Origin of the sequence: Kitasatospora sp. NPDC048298 (assembly GCF_043201465.1) — a bacterium.
Lineage (GTDB): Bacteria > Actinomycetota > Actinomycetes > Streptomycetales > Streptomycetaceae > Kitasatospora.
This window is the reverse complement of the sequence record NZ_JBICYZ010000028.1, coordinates 70,236-90,078: the sequence shown is the minus strand read 5'-3', so window position 1 is coordinate 90,078 and position 19,843 is coordinate 70,236. Positions and strand designations below refer to the sequence as shown.

15 protein-coding genes are annotated in these 19,843 nt (G+C 75.1%); 13 read left to right on the top strand and 2 right to left on the bottom strand.

Annotation, left to right across the window (positions count from 1 at the left end; translation table 11 throughout):
- The first annotated feature begins 9 nt into the window (after positions 1 to 9).
- The 9 genes from ACGF0D_RS21535 to ACGF0D_RS21495 all read left to right on the top strand — a co-directional run bounded on the left by ACGF0D_RS21535 (position 10) and on the right by ACGF0D_RS21495 (position 12,774).
- Positions 10 to 1,245 (top strand): FAD-dependent monooxygenase, encoded by a 1,236-nt coding sequence (locus tag ACGF0D_RS21535; protein WP_392918491.1) that lies wholly within the window; start codon positions 10 to 12, stop codon positions 1,243 to 1,245.
- A gap of 57 nt (positions 1,246 to 1,302) precedes the next feature.
- Positions 1,303 to 1,824, top strand: a complete 522-nt coding sequence (locus ACGF0D_RS21530; protein WP_392883489.1) for a MarR family winged helix-turn-helix transcriptional regulator — start codon at positions 1,303 to 1,305, stop codon at positions 1,822 to 1,824.
- Positions 1,825 to 1,984: 160 nt separating this feature from the next.
- Complete coding sequence (locus ACGF0D_RS21525) at positions 1,985 to 2,473, top strand: hypothetical protein (protein WP_392918489.1); 489 nt, start codon at positions 1,985 to 1,987, stop codon at positions 2,471 to 2,473.
- Positions 2,470 to 3,336 carry an NmrA family NAD(P)-binding protein gene (locus tag ACGF0D_RS21520; protein WP_392918486.1) on the top strand — a complete coding sequence of 289 codons (867 nt, stop codon included), beginning with the start codon at positions 2,470 to 2,472 and terminating at the stop codon, positions 3,334 to 3,336. The genes ACGF0D_RS21525 and ACGF0D_RS21520 overlap by 4 nt, the downstream gene beginning before the upstream one ends.
- 391 nt (positions 3,337 to 3,727) lie before the next feature.
- A complete protein-coding gene (locus ACGF0D_RS21515) occupies positions 3,728 to 7,708 on the top strand; it encodes a Pls/PosA family non-ribosomal peptide synthetase (RefSeq protein WP_392918483.1) in 3,981 nt (1,326 codons plus the stop codon).
- Positions 7,709 to 7,755: 47 nt separating this feature from the next.
- A complete protein-coding gene (locus ACGF0D_RS21510) occupies positions 7,756 to 9,081 on the top strand; it encodes a M1 family metallopeptidase (RefSeq protein WP_392918480.1) in 1,326 nt (441 codons plus the stop codon).
- 170 nt (positions 9,082 to 9,251) lie between these two features.
- Positions 9,252 to 10,631, top strand: a complete 1,380-nt coding sequence (locus tag ACGF0D_RS21505) for a serine hydrolase domain-containing protein (RefSeq protein WP_392883496.1) — start codon at positions 9,252 to 9,254, stop codon at positions 10,629 to 10,631.
- Between the two features lie 371 nt (positions 10,632 to 11,002).
- A complete protein-coding gene (locus ACGF0D_RS21500) occupies positions 11,003 to 11,836 on the top strand; it encodes a GNAT family N-acetyltransferase (protein ID WP_392918477.1) in 834 nt (277 codons plus the stop codon).
- The gene (locus tag ACGF0D_RS21495; RefSeq protein WP_392918475.1) at positions 11,833 to 12,774 is read left to right on the top strand and encodes a lysophospholipid acyltransferase family protein; all 942 of its coding nucleotides are present in this window, start codon (positions 11,833 to 11,835) and stop codon (positions 12,772 to 12,774) included. Before ACGF0D_RS21500 ends, ACGF0D_RS21495 begins: the two co-directional genes overlap by 4 nt.
- 127 nt (positions 12,775 to 12,901) lie before the next feature.
- Here ACGF0D_RS21495 and ACGF0D_RS21490 read toward each other — a convergent pair whose 3' ends face one another.
- Positions 12,902 to 14,464: an MFS transporter gene (locus ACGF0D_RS21490; RefSeq protein WP_392918472.1), complete on the bottom strand. Its 1,563-nt coding sequence runs from the start codon at positions 14,462 to 14,464 to the stop codon at positions 12,902 to 12,904.
- 137 nt (positions 14,465 to 14,601) lie between these two features.
- On the opposite strand from ACGF0D_RS21490, the gene ACGF0D_RS21485 reads away from it, so the two are divergent.
- The 3 genes from ACGF0D_RS21485 (at position 14,602) to ACGF0D_RS21475 (ending at position 17,436) form a co-directional block, all read left to right on the top strand.
- Positions 14,602 to 15,300 (top strand): TetR/AcrR family transcriptional regulator, encoded by a 699-nt coding sequence (locus tag ACGF0D_RS21485; protein ID WP_392883502.1) that lies wholly within the window; start codon positions 14,602 to 14,604, stop codon positions 15,298 to 15,300.
- Positions 15,301 to 15,356: 56 nt separating this feature from the next.
- On the top strand, positions 15,357 to 16,319 hold the full coding sequence (gene pip / locus ACGF0D_RS21480; RefSeq protein ID WP_392883503.1) for a prolyl aminopeptidase: 963 nt from the start codon (positions 15,357 to 15,359) through the stop codon (positions 16,317 to 16,319).
- Positions 16,320 to 16,437: 118 nt separating this feature from the next.
- Positions 16,438 to 17,436, top strand: a complete 999-nt coding sequence (locus tag ACGF0D_RS21475; RefSeq protein ID WP_392918469.1) for a YdcF family protein — start codon at positions 16,438 to 16,440, stop codon at positions 17,434 to 17,436.
- A gap of 356 nt (positions 17,437 to 17,792) precedes the next feature.
- Here the strand turns inward: ACGF0D_RS21475 and ACGF0D_RS21470 are convergent, their stop codons facing one another.
- Positions 17,793 to 18,161, bottom strand: a complete 369-nt coding sequence (locus tag ACGF0D_RS21470) for a PaaI family thioesterase (protein ID WP_392918466.1) — start codon at positions 18,159 to 18,161, stop codon at positions 17,793 to 17,795.
- Between the two features lie 191 nt (positions 18,162 to 18,352).
- On the opposite strand from ACGF0D_RS21470, the gene ACGF0D_RS21465 reads away from it, so the two are divergent.
- Positions 18,353 to 19,843 carry a PHB depolymerase family esterase gene (locus ACGF0D_RS21465; RefSeq protein ID WP_392918463.1) on the top strand — a complete coding sequence of 497 codons (1,491 nt, stop codon included), beginning with the start codon at positions 18,353 to 18,355 and terminating at the stop codon, positions 19,841 to 19,843.

The following is a 19,843-nucleotide window of genomic DNA, read 5'->3' as shown; positions in this document are numbered from 1 at the left end:
GGACCGGGCATGAGCAACAACAGCGCGGTGGTGGTCGGGGGCGGGATCGGCGGACTGGCGGCCGCGATCGGACTCCGGCTGGCGGGGTGGGCGGTCACCGTGGTCGAGCGGGCGGCCGTCCTGGACGACGCCGGGGCCGGCATCTCCCTGGCCGCCAACGGGATGCGCGCGCTCGCCGCCCTCGGAGTCGGCGAGGCGGTCGAGGCGGCCGCCCGCCGCCAGTACACCGGCGGCACCCGGACCCCGGGCGGCCGCAGGCTCGCCGCCATGGACGGCGCGGCGCTGGAACGCGAGCTGGGCGCCCCGATCGTCGGGATCCCCCGCGCGGCCCTGCACCGCGTCCTGCGCGAGGCGCTGCCCGCCGAGTCCCTTGTCGTCGGCGCCGAGATGACCGGGGTGGACACCACCCAGCCGTTCCGGGTCCGGGTCGACCTCGGCGGCACCACCCCGGAGGCGGGCCACCCGAAGACGAACCGCCCACAGCCGGGCCACCTGGCGGCAGGCCACCTGGAGGCCGACCTCCTGGTGGCGGCCGACGGCATCAACAGCCGCCTCCGGCGCCACCTCTTCCCCGACCACCCCGGGCCGGCCTACAGCGGCTCGACGGTGCTGCGCGCGATCACCGAGCGCCCGATCGACGGCCTGAAGGCGGACTTCGAGCTGACCTGGGGCCACGGCGCGGAGTTCGGCCACATCGCCTTCCCGGACGGCACCGCCGAGTGGCACGCGGTCCTGAACGCCCCGGCCGGGGTCCGCTACCCGGACCCGTTGACCGAGGTCCGCCGCCGCTTCGCGCGCTGGCACGAGCCGATCCCCGCACTGCTGGCCGCGACCCGGCCGGAGGCGGTCCTGCACCACGACGTCAACGAGCTGGCCACCCCGCTGCCGTCCTACGTCTCGGGCCGGATCGCCCTGCTCGGCGACGCGGCGCACGCCATGACGCCCCACCTCGGCCAGGGCGCCTGTCAGGCCCTGGAGGACGCGGTGACCCTGGCGGCGGCGCTCACCGAGACCCGGACGGTCGAGGGCGCGCTCGCCCGGTACGACGCGGTCCGCCGCCCGCGCAGCCAGACCGTGGCCCGCGACGCCCGCCGGGCCGGCCGGATGGGCCAGCAGCTCGCCCACCCCCTGGCGGTCGGCCTGCGCAACGCCGCGATCCGGCTCACCCCGCCCGGCGCGATGGTCCGGACCGTCCTGCGGCACGCCGACTGGACGCCGCCTCGGATCGCTCCCCGTGCCGCCTAGGCAAGAGCCCGCGCCCACACTTGACCGGGAATCAGGTTAGGCGCCATATTACTTCTCGTGACCCAGCACCCCGAGAGCGGCTCGGCCGCCCCCAGCCTCGACCAGGCGCGCCGCCAGATCGCCCGCTACGGCCTCACGGCCGATCCGCAGGCGATCCTGGTCGCGACCCGGCTGATGGCGGCGGGCGCCCGGCTCGGCCAGGCCGGCGAGGTGCACTTCGGCCGCTTCGGCCTCTCCACCGGACGCTACCGACTGCTGGCGGACCTGGAGGACCACGGCGGAGAGAAGTCCCCCTCCCAGCTCGCGGCGAGCCTGGGCGTCTCCCGGGCGACCGTGACCGGCCTGGTCGACGGCCTGGAGCGGGAGGGCCTGGTGGCCCGGCGGCCGTCCACCGAGGACGGCCGCGGCAACGTGGTGATCCTCACCGCGCGCGGCGCCGACCGCCTGCGGGAGCTGGCACCCGAGCACTTCGCCCGGATGCAGGCACTGGTCGGAGGCCTGACCGTCGAGGAGCGCGGCACCTTCCTGGACCTGCTGGCCCGGGTGGTCGCGGGCATGGACGCACTCACCGAGGACTGACCCACCCCGGGGCGGGCCGCAATCCGGCGGCCCGCCTCCCTTCAGCCCCAATAGTTAGGCACCTAAGTACAAGCAAATGCTTAGGCACCTAACCATGATGCCTGGCGCAGCCGGCCTCAGCCGGGCCCGACTGCCCACGAGCGAAAGGAAGAACCGACCCATGAGCAAGAAAGCCCCCGGCGCTCCCCCGCCCTTCGTCCTGTGGCGCGAGGTCCTGGTCGCCTACGCCATGCCCGCCGTCACCGCCGGGGCCGGCGGAGCCGTCACCGGCCAGCCGCAGCTGGTGGCCGCCGCGCTCACCACCATCGGCGGCACCTCCGCACTGGTGGCCGCCACCCTCGGCGCCACGCTGCGCCGCCGCCCCGTCCGCACCCGGCCCGCCCGGACCCCGCGCGTGCTCGCGGCCGCCGCCCTCGGCCTGGCCGCCGCCGCGCTCGGTCTGGCGGTCGGCCTCGCCGCCGCCCGCTGGCTGCCGCAGCTCCCGGCGCTCACCGACAGCCCGTGGCCGAAGCGACTGCCGATCGACCTGCCGGTCTCCTCGGCGATCGCCGCCACCATCACCACCTGGCGCTGGCGCGGCAGCCGCCCGACCCGTGCCGCGCAGCACCGACTCCTCGCCACACCCCAACCCGAAAGGCAGACGTCATGATCGTCATCATGGGCGCCGCCGGCGCCACCGGCGGCGCCACCCTGCGCAGCCTCGCCGCCCTCGGCGCACCGAGCCGCGCCCTCAGCCGCGACCCCGCCCGGCTGGCCGCCACCCTCGACGAGCGCACGCTCGCCCGGACCACCGTCCTCCCGGCCGACGCCGCCGACCCCCTCTCCCTGCGCACGGCCTTCCGCGGGGCGCACCACCTCTTCCTCACCATGGCCAACGGCCCCCAGCAGGTCCGGTACGAGCTGAACGCGATCGAGGCGGCGGTCGACTGCGGCGTGGAGCACGTCGTCAAGGTCTCCGCACCCGCCGCCGAGCCGGGCTCCCCCGTCGCCGTCTCCCGCGGCCACCACCTGATCGAGGAGCGACTGCGGTCCTCCGGCATCACCACCACCGTCCTGCGACCGTACGCGTTCATGCAGAAGCTGCTGCTCCTGGCGCCCGGCATCGCCGTCGCCGGGCTGGTGCACGGCGCGATGGGGCAGGCACGGTGCAACTACGTGGACGTCCGGGACATCGGGGAGGCCGCCGCCGAGGTGCTCACCCGCCCCGAGCTGGCGGGCGGCACCTATCCGCTCACCGGCGGACGGGCCTACAGCCACCCCGAGCTCGCCGCGCTGCTGGGCGAGCTGCTCGGCCGGCCGGTCCGCTACCTCGACCTGAGCCCGTCCGAGCTGCACGCCCACCTGGTCGGCCGGGCCGGGATGCCGGACTGGCTGGCCACCCACGTTGTGGAGATCCAGCAGCTCGCGGTGGTCCGCAAGGAGACGCCGGACGACACCTTCCTCCGCCTCGCCGGACACGCTCCGCGTACCCTGGAAGCCTTCCTCGGCGAGAACCTGCACCGGTTCCACTGACCGTCGGGCACGGTGGCGGGCCGGGCCCGAACCCGGGGTTTCCGGCCCGGAAGAGCCCGACCCGCCGCTTCCGCCTCCCGAAGGGAGCAGCATTCGCTGTGGTGTGGATCACGGTCGAAAAATCGACCTGACGATCCGTCAATTCGACTGACGTCCCGTCACATCAATGACAAGAAGGCTCAGTTATTGGCTGACGAACTGTCAGATTCGGCCGTTCCGACGCCAGTTGGCCCGAGTTTCCGGTCCTGCCCGGTCGCCGTGCCGGGGCTACCATCAGTCGGGTTGTCCGCTCCGGCCCCGGAGTGGGATCACCCGGTCAGGCGGTGTTCCCACCGCCCCAGGGGCCGGGCATCGGTCGGAACGGGGCGAGGACGAGGAGCGAACGGCTGCCATGACAGCTGAACCGAGCCACCCGGAGCAGTACGCCACGCCACCGCAGGAGCCGACGGCGCAGGAACCGACGGCACAGGAACCGGCCCCGCAGGAGCCGGCCCCGCAGGCCGCGCAGGCCCCGCAGGCCGCACCCGCCCAGCCCGAGCAGGCGCTCGCCCTGTTCCCCGGCCGCCCCGCCGCCGCCCCGCGCACCCTGGTCGACGTGCTGGACGCCACCGTGCGCGCCCACCCCGACGAGCCCGCCCTGGACGACGGGCACACCGTGCTCAGCTACCGCGCGCTGGCCGCCGAGGTCGACCGGCTGCGCCGCCGGCTGGCCGCCGCCGGGATCGGCGCCGGCGACCGGGTCGGCGTGCGCGTCCCCTCCGGCACCAACGACCTCTACGTCTCGATCCTCGCGGTGCTCGCCGCCGGGGCCGCCTACGTCCCGGTGGACGCCGAGGACCCGGACGAGCGCGCCGAGCTGGTCTTCGGCGAGGCCGCCGTCGCCGCCGTGCTCGGCGCCGGGCACGGCCTGGCGACCACCGGTGAGCGCGCGCCCGCGCTGGAGCGCCGCCCCACCCCGGCCGACGACGCCTGGATCATCTTCACCTCCGGGTCGACCGGCAAGCCCAAGGGTGTGGCCGTCACCCACCACAACGCCGCCGCCTTCGTGGACGCCGAGGCCGCGCTCTTCCTCCAGGAGGAGCCGATCGGCCCCGGCGACCGGGTGATGGCCGGCCTCTCGGTGGCCTTCGACGCCTCCTGCGAGGAGATGTGGCTGGCCTGGCGGCACGGCGCCTGCCTGGTACCGGTCCCCCGCTCCCAGGTGCGCAGCGGCGCCGACCTCGGCCCCTGGCTGGCCGAGCAGGAGATCACCGTGGTCTCCACCGTCCCGACCCTGGCCGCGCTGTGGCCGGCCGAGGCGCTCAACGAGGTGCGGCTGCTGATCTTCGGCGGCGAGGCCTGCCCGCCCGAGCTGGTGCAGCGCCTGGTCACCGAGGGCCGCGAGGTGTGGAACACCTACGGCCCCACCGAGGCCACCGTGGTCGCCTGCGCCGCCCTGCTGACCGGCGACGGCCCGGTGCGGATCGGCCTGCCGCTGGACGGCTGGGACCTCGCCGTGGTGGACGAGGCCGGTGTGCCGGTCGCCCCCGGCGGCACCGGGCAGCTGGTGATCGGCGGAGTGGGCCTGGCCCGCTACCTCGACCCGGAGAAGGACGCCGAGAAGTACGCCCCGCTGCCCTCGCTGGGCTGGGAGCGCGCCTACCGCAGCGGCGACCTGGTCCAGGCCGACCCGGCCGGCCTGCTGTTCCTCGGCCGCACCGACGAGCAGATCAAGCTGGGCGGCCGCCGGATCGAGCTGGGCGAGGTCGACGCGGCCCTGCAGGCCCTGCCCGGCGTGGCGGGCGCGGCGGCCGCGGTGCGGACCGCGCGCGGCGGCAACCAGCTGCTGGTCGGCTACCTGGTGGTCCAGGACGGCTTCGACCGCGAGCTGGCCGTCGAGCGGCTGCGCGCCGAGCTGCCCGCCGCCCTGGTACCGCTGCTGGCGACCGTCGAGACCCTGCCCACCAGGACCTCCGGCAAGGTCGACCGCAACGCCCTGCCCTGGCCGCTGCCCGAGCTGGAGACCGCCGGCCCGAGCGAGGAGCTGTACGGCACCGAGGCCTGGCTGGCCGAACAGTGGGCGGAGATCCTGGGCATCAAGGTCGGCGGCCCGCGCGACGACTTCTTCGCGATCGGCGGCGGCAGCCTGGCCGCCGCCCGGCTGACCACCCTGCTGCGCACCCGCTACCCGAGCGCGGCCGTACTGGACATCTACCAGAACCCGACGCTGCGCAAGCTCGCCCGGCACCTGGAGCGCACCGCCGGCGACAGCACCGAGGCCAGGACGATCGCCCTGGTCCCGACCAGGGCCAAGCTGCTCCAGCTGCTCCTGCTGATCCCACTGTTCACCGTGGTCGGCCTGCGCTGGACGGTCGCCCTGCTGGCCGCCGGGAACCTGCTCACCCACCTCGGCGACTACCCGTGGGCACCCACCGCCTCCTGGTGGTGGGTCGGCGCGGGCGCGCTCGCGCTGTACACCCCGCCGGGGCGGCTGGCCATCGCGGCCGGCGGCGCCCGGCTGCTGCTGCGCGGCCTGCGCCCGGGCAGCCACCCGCGCGGTGGCTCCGTCCACCTGCGGCTGTGGACCGCCGAGCGGCTCGCCGAGCTGAGCGGCGCGGACTCGCTGTCCGGCGCCTGGCTGGTGCGCTACGCCCGGGCGCTGGGCGCCAAGGTCGCGCCCGAGGTGGACCTGCACTCGCTGCCGCCCGTCACCGGGATGCTGAAGCTGGGCCGCGGCTGCGCGGTCGAGGCCGAGGTCGACCTGTGCGGCTACTGGCTGGACGGCGACCGGCTGCTGATCGGCCAGGTCAAGATCGGTTCCGGTGCCGTGGTCGGCACCCGCTCGACGCTGCTGCCCGGTGCCCGGGTCGGCAAGCGCGCCCAGGTGGCGGCCGGCTCCAGCGTCACCGGCCACGTGCCGACCGGCCAGCGCTGGGGCGGCGCGCCCGCCGTCAAGCTGGGCCGCGCCGAGCGCGCCTGGCCCAAGGAGCGCCCGGTCCGCCGGGCCGGCTGGGCCTCGCTGTACGGCGCCAGCGGTGCCGTGCTCAGCCTGCTCCCGGTGCTGCCCGCGCTCGCCGCGCTGGCCGTGCTGTCCCGGTTCGTCGACCAGGGCGCGGCCCTCGGCCCGGCGCTCGGCGGCGCGCTGCTCGGGCTGCTGCCCGCCACGCTGGCGTTCGGCGCGGTGTACGCGGCGCAGCTGGTGGTGCTGGTCCGGCTGCTGAGCACCGCCCTGGTCCCCGGGACACACCCGCTGCACGGCCGGGTCGGCTGGCAGGCGTGGACCGTCACCCAGCTGATGGACCGGGCCCGCGAGGTGCTGTTCCCGCTCTACGCCGGGCTGGTCACGCCGCTGTGGCTGCGCGCCCTCGGGATGCGGGTCGGCCGTGGCGCGGAGGTGTCCACGGTGCTGGCGCTGCCCAGTCTGACCACGGTCGGCGACGGCGCGTTCCTGGCCGACGACACCCTGATCGCCCCGTACGAGCTGGGCGGCGGCTGGGTGCGGCTCGGCGAGGCGAAGGTCGGCGAGCGGGCGTTCCTCGGGAACTCGGGGATGACCGCGCCGGGCCGCTCGGTGCCCAAGCGCGGCCTGGTGGGCGTGCTGTCCGCGACGCCGGCGAAGGCGAAGAAGGGCGGCTCGTACCTGGGCATGCCGCCGATGCGGCTGCCGCGCTCGGCGGACCAGGCCGACCAGAGCCTGACGTACGAGCCCCCGGCCCGGCTGCTGTGGGCGCGCGGGCTGGTCGAGGTGGGCCGGCTGGTGCCGGTGCTGGCTTCGGGGGCGCTGGGCATGCTGACCGTGGCGGCGCTGTGCTGGCTGGCGGCCGGCTCGCCGCTGACCGCCGCGCTGCTGTCGGGCCTGGTGCTGCCGGCGGCCGGTGTGCTGGCCTGCGTGGTCGCGGTGGCGGCCAAGTGGCTGCTGGTCGGACGGTTCCGGGCGGTGGAGCACCCGCTGTGGAGCGGCTTCGTGTGGCGCAACGAGCTGGCGGACACCTTCGTGGAGATGCTGGCGGTGCCGTGGCTGGTCGGTGCGGTGCCCGGCACCCCGGTGCTGAACCTGTGGCTGCGCTCGCTCGGCGCGCACGTCGGGCACGGGGTCTGGTGCGAGAGCTACTGGCTGCCCGAGGCGGACCTGGTCACCCTGGGTGACGGGGTCACCATCAACCGGGGCTGCGTGGTACAGACGCACCTCTTCCACGACCGGATCATGCGGATGGATACTGTGGTCCTCCGCGAGGGCGCCACCCTGGGCCCGGGCGGCATCGTGCTGCCCGGCAGCACGGTGGGCGCGCGCAGCACGCTGGGCCCGGCCTCGCTGGTGATGCGCGCCGAGTCCGTCCCCGCCGACACGCGGTGGCTGGGCAACCCGATCGAGGCGTGGCAGACCGCGCCGTGACCACCTCCCCGTCCCCCCGTCCCGGCCCGCAGGAAGCGCACGCCCCCGTGAAGCCCAAGCACGTCCCCGCGGCCGCCGGTGCCCCGGACCCGTACTTCCCGACCAGCGGCGACCACCGCTACCGGGTGCACCGCTACGAGCTGGCGCTGGACTACCAGCCCGGGCCCAACCGGCTGGCCGGCTCGGCCCGGCTGAGCGCGGTCGCGGACGCGGCGCTGGCGGAGTTCGCGCTCGACCTGGCCGAGTTCCGGATCGGCCGGGTACTGGTCGACGGCCGGGCCGCCCGCTACACCCACCGCGGCGGCAAGCTGCGGATCCGCCCCGCCAAGGCGCTCGCGCCGGGCGCGGCGTTCACCGTCGAGGTGCACTACACCGGCAACCCGCGCCCGGTGCGCAGCCCGTGGGGCGGCCTGGGCTGGGAGGAGCTGACGGAGGGCGCGCTGGTGGCGAGCCAGCCGGTCGGCGCGCCGTCCTGGTTCCCGTGCAACGACCGGCCCGCCGACAAGGCGACGTACCAGATCGCGATCACCACGGCGTCCCCGTTCACCGTGGTGGCGAGCGGCCGGCTGCTGGCCCGCACCACCAAGGCGTCCAGCACCACCTGGGTGTACGAGCAGAGCGCGCCCACCCCGACGTACCTGGTGACGGTGTCGATCGGGCACTACCGGCCGGTGCCGCTGGCGGTGCGCCCGGCGGTGCCGCAGACCGGCTACGTGCCGGAGCGGCTGACCGCCGCCTTCGCCCGGGACTTCGCCCGGCAGCCGGAGATGGCGGCCTACTTCGGCGAGGTCTTCGGCCCGTACCCGTTCGGCGAGTACGCGGTGGTCGTCGCCGACGAGGAGCTGGACGTCCCGGTGGAGGCGCAGGGCGTCGCCACCTTCGGCACCAACCACCTCGGCGGCGGCTGGGAGCGCGAGCGGCTGATCGCCCACGAGCTGGCCCACCAGTGGTTCGGCAACAGCGTCACGATCGCCGACTGGCGGCACATATGGCTCAACGAGGGCTTCGCCAAGTACGCGGAGTGGCTCTGGTCCGAGCACGCCGGCGGCCCGGGCGCGGCCGTGCACGCCGCCGCCGCGCACCGGCTGCTGGCCGGGCTGCCGCAGGACCTGCGGCTCGGCGACCCGAGCCGGAAGCTGATGTTCGACGACCGGCTGTACCAGCGCGGCGGACTGGTGGTGCACGCGCTGCGGCGGGTGCTCGGCGACGACGCGTTCTTCGCGATGCTGCGGGACTGGACGAGCGCCAACCGGCACGGCGTGGTCTCCACCGACGACCTGCGCGCCCACGCCGCCCGGTACACCACCGCCCCGCTCGGCCCGCTCTTCGAGGCCTGGCTGGAGCGGCCGGAACTGCCGCCGCTGCCGGACTGACCGTCCCGGCCGATCGGGTTGGTGGGGCGGTCGATCGGGGCGGGTGGCTCGGGAGGGGGCTCGGGGCGGGTGGAACGGGGCCGGAGCCGGGCATGCCGGGGTAATTCGGTCGGCCCCGCGTCCGGGCTGGACTACTGTCCGTTCACATGTCGATGAGTCCAGAAGCCCACATGACCGACCTGCCCGCCGAGCTGCTGCCCGCCACCCGCCGCGCGCTGCTTCACCGGCTCGCCGTCGCCCAGGCCGAGGGGCGCACGCCCTCGATGGTCGCCGGGGTGCTGCGCGACGGACGGCCGGTGTGGAGCGGCGCCCGCAGCATGATCGACGGGCACGCGCCGACCCCCGACGTCCAGTACCGGATCGGCTCGCTCACCAAGACCTTCGTCGCCGTGCTGGTGCTCCGGCTGCGCGACGAGGGCCTGCTCGACCTCGCCGACCCGCTCTCCCGCCACCTGCCCGGCACCCCCGCCGACGACGCGACCATCGCCCAGCTGCTCTCGCACTCCTCGGGCCTGACCGCGGAGACCCCGGGCCCCTGGTGGGAACGGACCGACGGCGCGCTGCGGCCCGGCCTCGACGACATCCTGGAGGCCGAGCGGCCGCTGAAGCACCCGGCCGGGCGGGTGTACCACTACTCCAACCCCGGCTACGCGCTGCTCGGCGCGCTGGTGGCGAAGCTCCGCGGCGAGCCCTGGGGCGAGGTGCTGCGCCGCGAGGTGCTCGCCCCGCTCGGGATGGAGCGCACCACGCTGCTGCCCGAGCACCCGCACGCCGGGGGCTTCGCCGTCCACCCCTGGGCCGACGTCCTGCTGCCCGAGCCGCTCACCGACACCGGACTGATGGGCCCGGCCGGCCAGCTCTGGTCCACCATCGCCGACCTGGCCCGCTGGGCGGCCTTCCTGTCCGCCGGTGACGACAAGGTGCTGTCCGCCGACACCGTCGCCGAGATGCGCCGACCGGCCGTCGCCCCGGACGACGCCGAGTGGATCGGCGGCTACGGCCTCGGTCTGCAACTGCGCCGCCACGAGGGCCGGTTGCTGTACGGGCACACCGGCTCGATGCCCGGCTTCACGGCGGGCCTGTGGATCAGCGAGTCCGACGGCCTGGCCGCGTACGCCCTCTCCAACGTGACCAGCGGCGCCAGCGCCGCCGCGCTGGCCGCCCAGCTGCTCGCGCTCACCGCCGAACTCGAGCCCCGGCTGCCCCAGCCGTGGCGCCCGCTGGCCGAGGTGGACGCGGAGCTGCTGGAGCTCACCGGCCCCTGGTACTGGGGCGCCATGCCGGCCGCCCTGCGACTGCGGCCCGGTCGGGTCCTGGAGCTCACCCCGTTCACCGGCGCCGGCCGGGGCTCGCGCTTCCGGCCCGAGGCGGACGGCACCTGGACGGGTGTCGAGAACTACTACGCGGGCGAGACCCTGCGGGTGGTCCGCCACCCCGACGGCGCCGTCAGCCACCTCGACGTCGGCTCCTTCGTCTACACCCGCGAGCCGTACGGCCCGGCCGGCGCCGTCCCGGGCGGGGTCGACCCGGAGGGCTGGCGGGTGTTCTGAGCCGCGCGTCGCGACCGTGACGGCCACGGCGTGCCGACGACGTGAGGCTGGGCGTGACGGCCGGGCGTGACAGCCGGGCGTGACGGCGGAGACGTGACAGCGGGGGCGTACGGTGCGGCCGTACGCCCCCGCGGCAGGTGTTGTCCACCCCCGGCAGGCGAGCGCCCGATGCCGGTCAAGTGACCACCGGGCCACGGGTGTTCCCATTCAACAGGTGCACATCTGCGCTCCTCCGGGCCGCAACATAAATGCCAACCGATTCGGAGAGACATACGGGGACCGGTTCGCGTCCATGCCCAACCGCCTGCGGACCGGGACGGTGCCCTGGCGATCCACGGCACCGCCGATCGTGCTGCCCTGGAGGGTCCGCCATGACCACCGTCCCCACGTACGCTCCGTCCGCAGTCACCACCACCCACGACGCCCCGGCGGTCCCCGCGCCTCGCCCCCAGCCCGCCGCCCCGGCCGCGTACACCGTCTCCCTCGCCCGCGACGAGGACGACGTTCGCGCCGCCCAGCGGCTGCGCCACCAGGTCTTCGGCGCCGAACTCGGCGCCGTGCTGCACAGCCCGGTCGCGGGCCTGGACGTCGACCCGTTCGACGAGTACTGCGACCACCTGCTGGTCCGCGAGGGCGAGCAGGGCACCGTCATCGGCACCTACCGGCTGCTGCGGCCCGAGGCCGCCCGCCGGGCCGGCCGGCTGTACTCCGACGGCGAGTTCGACCTCTCCGCGCTCGCGCCCGTCCGCCCGGGCCTGGTCGAGCTCGGGCGTTCCTGCATCCACCCGGACCACCGGGGCAACGGCGCCGTCATCAACCTGATGTGGGGCGGCATCGCGCGCTACCTGGCCGACACCGGCAACACCTGGGTCGGCGGCTGCTGCTCGATCGAACTGGCGGACGGCGGCGCCACCGCGGCCCGCGTCTGGGACACCGTCAGCGCCAAGTACCTGGCGCCCGAGGAGTACCGGGTCACCCCGCACCGGCGCTGGGACGCCACCGGGGTGGCGCGCGCCGAGCGGGGCGCGCTGCCGGCCCTGCTCCGCGGCTACCTGCGGCTGGGCGCCTGGGTCTGCGGCGAGCCCGCGTACGACCCGGACTTCGACTGCGCCGACCTGTACGTGCTGCTGTCGCTGGAGCGCACCGACCCGCGCTACCTGCGGCACTTCCTGTCCGGCGTACCCGCCTCGGGCGCCTCGTCATGAGCGTCTGGCTGCCCACCGCGACCTGCCGGCCCGAGACCTGCCTGGCCGACGCCTCGCCGGAGGTGTCCCACCCCCGGCGGGCGCTGCGGCTGACGGCCTGTCTGGCGGCGCTGCTGGCGGGGATCGTGCTCATCCCGCCGGCCCGGCTGGTCCCGTACGGCGCCCGGATCCGGCTGGTCCGGTTCTGGGCGCGGGTCGTGCTGCGCAGCCTCGGGGTGACCGTCCACCTCGCCGGGCCCGGCGGACCGGGTTCCGGCGGGCCCGGCTCCGGTCGGCCCGGTCTCGGCGGGTCTGGCTCCGGCGGGCCTGGCTGCGGTCGGCCCGGTCTCGGCGGGTCTGGCTCCGGCGGGCCTGGCTCCGGTGGGTCGGCTGCCGGCTCGGGCGGCGGGGTGCTCGTGGTGGCCAACCACGTGTCCTGGCTGGACATACCGTTGCTCGCCGCCGGGCGGCCGGGCCGGTCGCTGGCCAAGACCGAGGTCCGGCAGTGGCCGGTGCTCGGCCCGCTGATCGCCCACTGCGGCACCGTCTTCCTGGACCGCGACCGGCTGCGGACGCTGCCGGACACCGTGGCGGCGGTGGCCGGGGTGCTGCGCTCCGGGCAGCCGGTGATCGTCTTCCCGGAGGGGTCGACCTGGTGCGGGCGGGAGAGCGGCCGGTTCCGGCCCGCGCTGTTCCAGGCGGCGGTGGAGGCGGGGGCCGACGTCCAGCCGGTGACGATCCGCTACCGGCTGGCGGACGGGCGGCCGACCAGCGTGCCCGCGTTCATCGGGGACGACGGGCTGCTCACCTCGCTCGCCCGGGTGGTCGCGGCCCGCGGGCTGGTCGCCGACGTGACCTTCCTGCCGCCGATACCGCCGCCGGGCCCGCAGCCCAGCCGGGCGGGCGCCCGGCGCGAGCTGGCCCGCAGGGCACAGGCGGCGATCGAAGACATCCGCTGACGGGACACCGGTGAGACCGCCGGTCGTGGTCGGCCGGTTCCGGTCGCCGGTCGCGGCGACAGGTCGCGGCGGCAAGGTGTGGCGGCAAGGTGTGGCGGCGGGTCACGGCGGCAGTGTGCGCGGCAGGTCAGGTGGAGCGGGCCCCGGCCGGCTCCGCCGGTCGCGGACGGACGGGGTCCGACGGCGCGATCGGACGGGACCGGCCGAGCAGGACGGCGACCAGGACGGCCGTGGCCAGGAGCGCGAGCGCCCCGCAGCGCGCGGCGAGGTGGATGCCGTCGACGAAGGCGCCGTCCACCGCCTCCTGGAGCGGCCCTGGCAGGGCCGCCGCGCCGCCACCGCCGTGCACCGCACCGGTGGGGGCGTCCGCGACCGGGCCGACGGCCTCCGGCGGGAGGCCGAGCCGGTGCAGCGCGGCCGTCAGGGAGTCGGTCAGCCGGTTGGTCAGGACGGCGCCCAGCACCGCGATCCCCAGCACGCCGCCGAGTTCGCGCAGGGTGTTGATGGCCGCCGAGGCCATCCCGGTCTGCGCCGGGGCGACCCGCTGCATCACCCCGATCGACACCGGGGTGAAGGTGAGCCCCATCCCGAGGCCCATCGCGAACAGCGTCCACAGGTACTCCGGGTAGCGGGCGTGGTCCCCGTAGAGCGACAGTCCGCCGAGGCCGGCCGCACAGAGGACGAGGCCGAGCACCAGCGGCGGCCGCGGCCCGTGGCGGGCGGTCAGCCGGCCGGACAGAGGTGCGGCGACCACCAGCATCGCGGTCATCGGCAGCCCGGCGTAGCCCGCGGCGGCCGGGGACCAGCCGAGGGTGCCCTGCATCATCAGCGGCAGGAAGAACAGCGCGCCGAACATCCCGAAGCTGACCATGAACCCGCTGAGCAGCGCGCCGCCCAGCATCCCGTCACGGAACAGCCGCAGCTCCAGCATCGGTTCGGCGAGGCGCAGTTCGAGCAGCAGGAAGGCGAGCAGCAGCACGGCGGCGGCCACACCGCAGCCGAGCACCCGGGGATCGGTCCAGCCCCGGTTCGGGCCCTCGATCAGCGCGTAGACCAGCAGGCCCAGTCCGGCGGCGGACAGGGCGAGACCGCCGAGGTCGATCCGGCGGGCGCGCGGCGGGATGTCGGGGAGCACCCGGACGGCCAGCAGCAGTCCGGCGACGCCTATCGGCACGTTGATCCAGAACACGCTGGCCCAGCCGAGGTGTTCGACCATCGGGCCGCCGACCACCGGGCCGACCGAGAGGCCGAGCGCGGAGACCCCGGACCAGGTGGCGATGGCCTTGGCCCGCTCCTGCTCGTCGGTGAAGACGTGCCGCAGCAGGGCGAGGCTGCCGGGGGTGAGCAGCGCGGCGCCGACGCCCTGGAGCATCCGGGCGCCGACCAGCACGCCGATCGTCCCGGCGAGCGCGGCCCCGGCCGAACCGAGCGTGAAGAGGGCGAGGCCGAGCCGGAACACGCGGGTGCGGCCGTACCGGTCGCCGAGCGCGCCGCCGGTCAGCACGAAGGCCGCGTAGACCAGGCTGTAGCCCTCCGCGACCCACTGCAGGCCGCTGATTCCGGCGTCCAGGTCCCGGCCGATGCGGGGCAGGGCGTTGTTGACGATGACGTTGTCCAGCATGGACATGAACATGGTGACGCAGAGCGTGAGCAGCGCGAGCCGTCGGCGGCGGGCGCTCGACTCGTCCATGGATTCCCTCCCGGTCATGAGTCCCTAACAGTGTTAGGGGTCGATATGGCAGCCACAGCGTGCACCTAACGGTGTTAGATTGCAAACGGGAATCCACCGCGGGAATCCACCACGCAGCCGGAGGCGTCCGCACAGCCATGCCGCAGAACCACACCGACACACCCGGAACCGACGGCACGACACCCGCCGTGACCAGGGAGGCCCTCGCCCAGGCCGCACTGCGAGTGCTGGAACGGGACGGCCTGACCGGACTGTCCATGCGCAAGGTCGCCGCCGAGGTCGGCGTCAAGGCCGCCTCGCTGTACTGGCACGTCCGCAACAAGCAGGAGCTGCTCGACCTGCTCACCGACGCGGTGATGGGATCCGCCGAGCCCCCGCCGCGCGAGGGCGGCTGGCGCGAACAGTTCCACGAGTACTGCCGGCGCTACCGCCGGCTGCTGCTCGACACCCGGGACGCGGCCAAGGTCGTCGCCGGCCGGCTCGCCCCCGGGCCCAACCTGCTCGGGCTGATGGAGGACCAGCTGGACCGGCTCCGCGCGGCCGGCTTCTCCGACGCCGACGCCGCCATGGCCAACTACCTGCTGGGCGCCTTCGTCCAGGGCTTCGTGCTCCAGGAGCAGTCCCCGATCTCGGCCTCCGAGGTCCTCGGCACCAGCCGCCGGGACATCGCCGACGCCGCCGGAGACCTGTTCCGCGCCCTGCCCGCCGAGACCTTCCCCAACCTGGTCGACCTCGCCGACGACCTCACCGCCCCGAACATGGACGCCCGCTTCGAGTTCGGCGTCCAGCGGATCCTCGACGGCCTCGCGGCCCTGCTGCCACCGGAGCGGCGCTGACCCGACGCCGGGGTAGGCTCGCCGGGCCCGCCCGTACGACGACGGAGGAGTCACCCATGGCCGAGCCCTACCCCCTCTACGAGCCGTACGCGCAAGGCCTGTTGGACGTCGGCGACGGGCAGCGGATCCACTGGAACACCTCCGGGAACCCGGCGGGCAGGCCGGCCGTGGTGGTGCACGGCGGGCCCGGCTCCGGCCACAGCCCGGGCTCCCGGCGGTACTTCGACCCGGAGCGCTACCGCCTGGTCCAGTTCGACCAGCGCGGCTGCGGGCTCAGCCTCCCGTCCGCCGCCGACCCCTCGACCAGCCTGGAGCACAACACCACCGCGCACCTGATCGCCGACATGGAGCGGCTGCGCGAGCACCTCGGCATCGACAAGTGGCTGCTGTACGGCGGCTCGTGGGGCTCCACGCTGATCCTCGCGTACGCCCAGGCCCACCCGGAACGGGTCTCCGCGATCGTGATCTGCGGGGTCACCATGACCCGCCCCGAGGAGACCGACTGGCTCTACCGGGGCGTGGGCCGCTTCCTGCCCGGCCCCTGGGAGGCGTTCCGGGACTTCCTTCCGCCCGCCGACCGCGACGGGGACACCGCCGAACTGCTCGCGGCCTACAGCCGGCTGCTCGACAGCACCGACGAGTCGGTCCGGCGGGCAGCCGCCAACGCCTGGGCCACCTGGGAGGACGCGGTCATCTCGCACGAGACGCTGGGCAAGCCGAACGCGTACACCGACCGCCCCTCCGACGCGCTGATGGCCTTCACCCGGATCACCGCGCACTACTTCTCGCACCAGGCCTTCCTCGAGGACGGCCGGCTGCTGCGCGACGCCGGGCGGCTGGCCGGAATCCCCGGCGAACTGATCCACGGCAGGCTGGACCTCGGCGGGCCGCTCGACACCGCCTGGCAGCTGGCCAAGGCCTGGCCGGACGCCCGACTGACGGTCATCGACGAAGCCGGGCACACCGGAAGCCCGCGGATGGGGGAGGCGGTCCTGGCGGCGGTCGAGCGCTTCGCCTGAGCGGCCACGCGCCTCGGCTGAGCCGCCGGGAGCTTCGGCCGAGCCGCCGTGCGCCACCCCGGACGGTTGGGCCGTTCGTGCGAATGGTCCAGACCGAGTAAGCCCTACCATACGACGCATGATCGCCTATGCCCCAGCCGCCCTGTTCTTCCTGTTGTTCGGAATCGGGGTACTACGCGACCGCCGCCGCTTCAGCAACGCCGTCCTGCTCGGCATCGCCGTCTCCCTGCTCTCCCTCGCCCTGCTCGCCGAACTCCGCAAGGCGCCCAGCATGGTGATCACGCTCGCGGCGGCGGTCATCGTCCTCCTCCCCGCCCTCGGCACGGCGGCCCTGGTCTGGTTCCTGCTCGCCAACGGCCTGACCATGATCCGCAAGGAGGGCAGGCGGCCGGCCAACCTGCTGTCACTGCTCGCCGGGCTGGGCATCCTCGCGGTCATCGGGCTGCTGGTCGCGGCCCTCGTCTTCCACTCCCGGCAGCTGGCCGCCCTGGCCGGCGCCGCCGTCCTGGTCGTCGGCTACGTCTCCTTCCTGTTCACCTGCTTCGTCGGCTACGCCTTCCTGTACAGCCGCCACCGACCGCGCCGGGACGTGGACTTCGTGGTCGTGCTCGGCTCCGGGCTGATCGGCGGCGAGCGCGTCCCGCCGCTGCTGGCCAGCCGGCTGAACCGGGGCCGCGAGGTGTACGAGAAGCAGGCCGCCCGCGGCAACCCGCCCGTGCTGATCACCTCGGGCGGCCAGGGGCCGGACGAGAAGCTCCCGGAGTCCCACGCGATGGCCGACTACCTGGTCGAACGCGGCTTCCCCGAGGAGCACATCGAGCGGGAGGACCGCTCGCGCACCACCGAGGAGAACCTGCTGTTCAGCAAGGCCATCATGGAGCAGGCCAAGCCCGGCTACCACTGCGTCGTCGTCACCAACAACTTCCACGCCTTCCGGGCCGCGCTGCTCGCCCGTCAGACCGGCGTCAACGGCCATGTCTTCGGCTCACCCACCGCCCGGTACTACTGGCCGAGCGCGACCATCCGCGAGTTCGCCGCGATCTTCCTCTCGCACAAGCTGGTCAACTTCGGGATCTGCGGCTTCATCGCCCTCTGCGGGGTGCTCGCGGCCCTCTGAACCACCACGGGACCCTGGCTTCGCGCGCCTGCGGAGTCCCGTCGGGGGGGGGGGGGGGGGGGGGGGCGGCCGCCGGGCCCCCCCCCCCGGGGGGGGGGGGGGGGGGGGGGGGGGGGGGGGCGGGGGGGCCGGGGGGGGGGGGGGGTGGGGGCCCGGACGGCGGGGGAGCTCGGGGGGGGGGGGCCCCCCCCCCCCCCCCCCCCCCCGCGGCCCCGCGGGGCGGGGGGCGGCCGCGGGGGGGGGGGGGCCCCGGGCCCGCCGGCCCCCGGGGCCCCCCCCCGTTCCGGGGACGAGGCCGTTCCGGAGATGAGGCCCGTTCCGGAGACGAGGCCTGACCCGGAGACGACGAGGCCCGGTCAGGCAGTCGGACGGGGAGTCAGGATCGCGCAGGTGGTGGTGGCGTGGGCGTAGAGCCTGCCGTTCTCCGCGCCCACCACCCTGGCCTCGGCCGTGGCCATCGTCCGGCCCAGGTGCAGCACCACTCCCTCGCAGCGCAGCGGCCCCGAGTCGGCGAACAGCGGGCGCAGCATGTGAACGTTGAGCTGGGTGGTGGTGTAGCCCACCCCGGCCGGCAGCCTGCTCATCACCGCGCAGCCGAGCGCCGAGTCGAGCAGGGTGGCGAGGTAGCCGCCGTGCACGGTGTTCATCGGATTGTGGAGGTGGTCTCCGGGCTCGCCCTGGAACACCGCCGCCCCGGGCTTCACCTCGGTCAGGTGGAAGTCCATGGTGCTGCAGATCGAGGGCTCCGGGATCCGTCCGGCGATCCACTCCAGCAGGACGGCGGGACGGCACGACCATGGCGGTCCGCGCCATGCCCGGGCGGCGGACCCCGGATGACCGTCACATGGCACCGGGGCACCGGGCGCGCCACCCTGCACGGGACCGCCCCCCACTCCTCCCCCACCAAGGAGCCCCCATGCCACTGCGCCCCACCGCCGCGGCACTGCTCACCGCCGCCACCCTCGCACTCGGTGCCGCCGCCCCCGGCACGGCCGAGGCCTCCCCCGCCGTGGCCCCCGTGACGGCCTCCGCCGCGTCTCCCTCGCCCGGCGCCGCGGGCGGCAGCTTCCAGCAGGTCACCGGGTTCGGCACCAACCCGGGAAACCTCGCGATGTACACCTACACGCCCGCCGGACTGCCCAGTGGCGCGCCCCTGGTGGTCGCGCTGCACGGCTGCGTCCAGAGCGCCACCGACTACTACCGCAACTCCGGCTGGACCAAGTTCGCCGACCAGTACGGCTTCGCGGTGGTGTTCCCGCAGACCGGCAGTGCCAACAACAGCCTCTCCTGCTTCAGTTGGTTCGACGCGAGCAAGGCCGCCCGGGGCGTCGGCGAGGCCAGGTCGGTGGTCGAGATGGTCACCAAGGCCGAGTCCCTGTACGGCTCGGACGCCCACCGGGTGTTCGTCACCGGGCTCTCGGCCGGCGGCGGGATGGCCGCCGACCTGTTGGCCGACTACCCCGACGTGTTCGCCGGCGGGGCGATCGATTCCGGACTGCCCGCCCACTGCGCCACCAGCCAGGCCGCCGCCTCGGGTTGCCAGAACTCCGACCAGGGGCTCACCCCGGCCCAGTGGGGCGACAGAGTCCGGTCCGCGTACCCGGGTTACACCGGGCCGTGGCCCCGGGTGGCGATCTGGCAGGGCACCGCCGACACCGTGGTCAGGCCGGTGAACGCGACCGAGCTGCGGGACCAGTGGACGAACGTCCAGGGCATCGGCCGTCAGCCGAGCAGCACCCGGAGCCTCCCCGGCGGCACCACCCAGGAGCTCTACGCCGACGCGAGCGGAAAGCCCGCCGTGGCCCTGTTCACGATCAGCGGGATGGGCCACGGCCTGGCCGTCCACCCCGGGGCCGGGGCCGACCAGTGCGGGGTGACCGGCGCCTACTTCCTCGACACGATCTGCTCCGCCTACCACACCGCGCAGTTCTGGGGGCTGGACGGCGGCTCCGGCCCCACCGACCCGGGGCTGCCGGCCCCGACCGGCCTGACCGCGACCGCGGCCGCCGGGTCGGTCGCCCTCGGCTGGCAGGCCGTCAGCGGCGCGGCCTCGTACCAGGTCTTCCGCAACGGCACCCAGGTCGGCAGCGCGAGCGGCACGGCCTTCACCGACACCGGGCTCACGGCCGGCACCACGTACAGCTACACCGTGGCGGCGGTCGACGCGTCCGGCGCGGCGGGTGCCCGGTCGGCGGCGGTGACGGCGACCACCCCGGGCGGGGGCACGCCCCAGTGCTTCACCGCCAGCAACTACGACCAGGTCCTGGCCGGCCGCGCCACCCAGAGCGGTGGGCTGACCTACGCGCTCGGCTCGGGCCAGAGCATGGGGCTCTGGAACACCTTCGTCACCCACACCCTGAAGCAGACCGGCCCGGGCTACTACGTGCTCGCCGACGGCCAGTGCTGA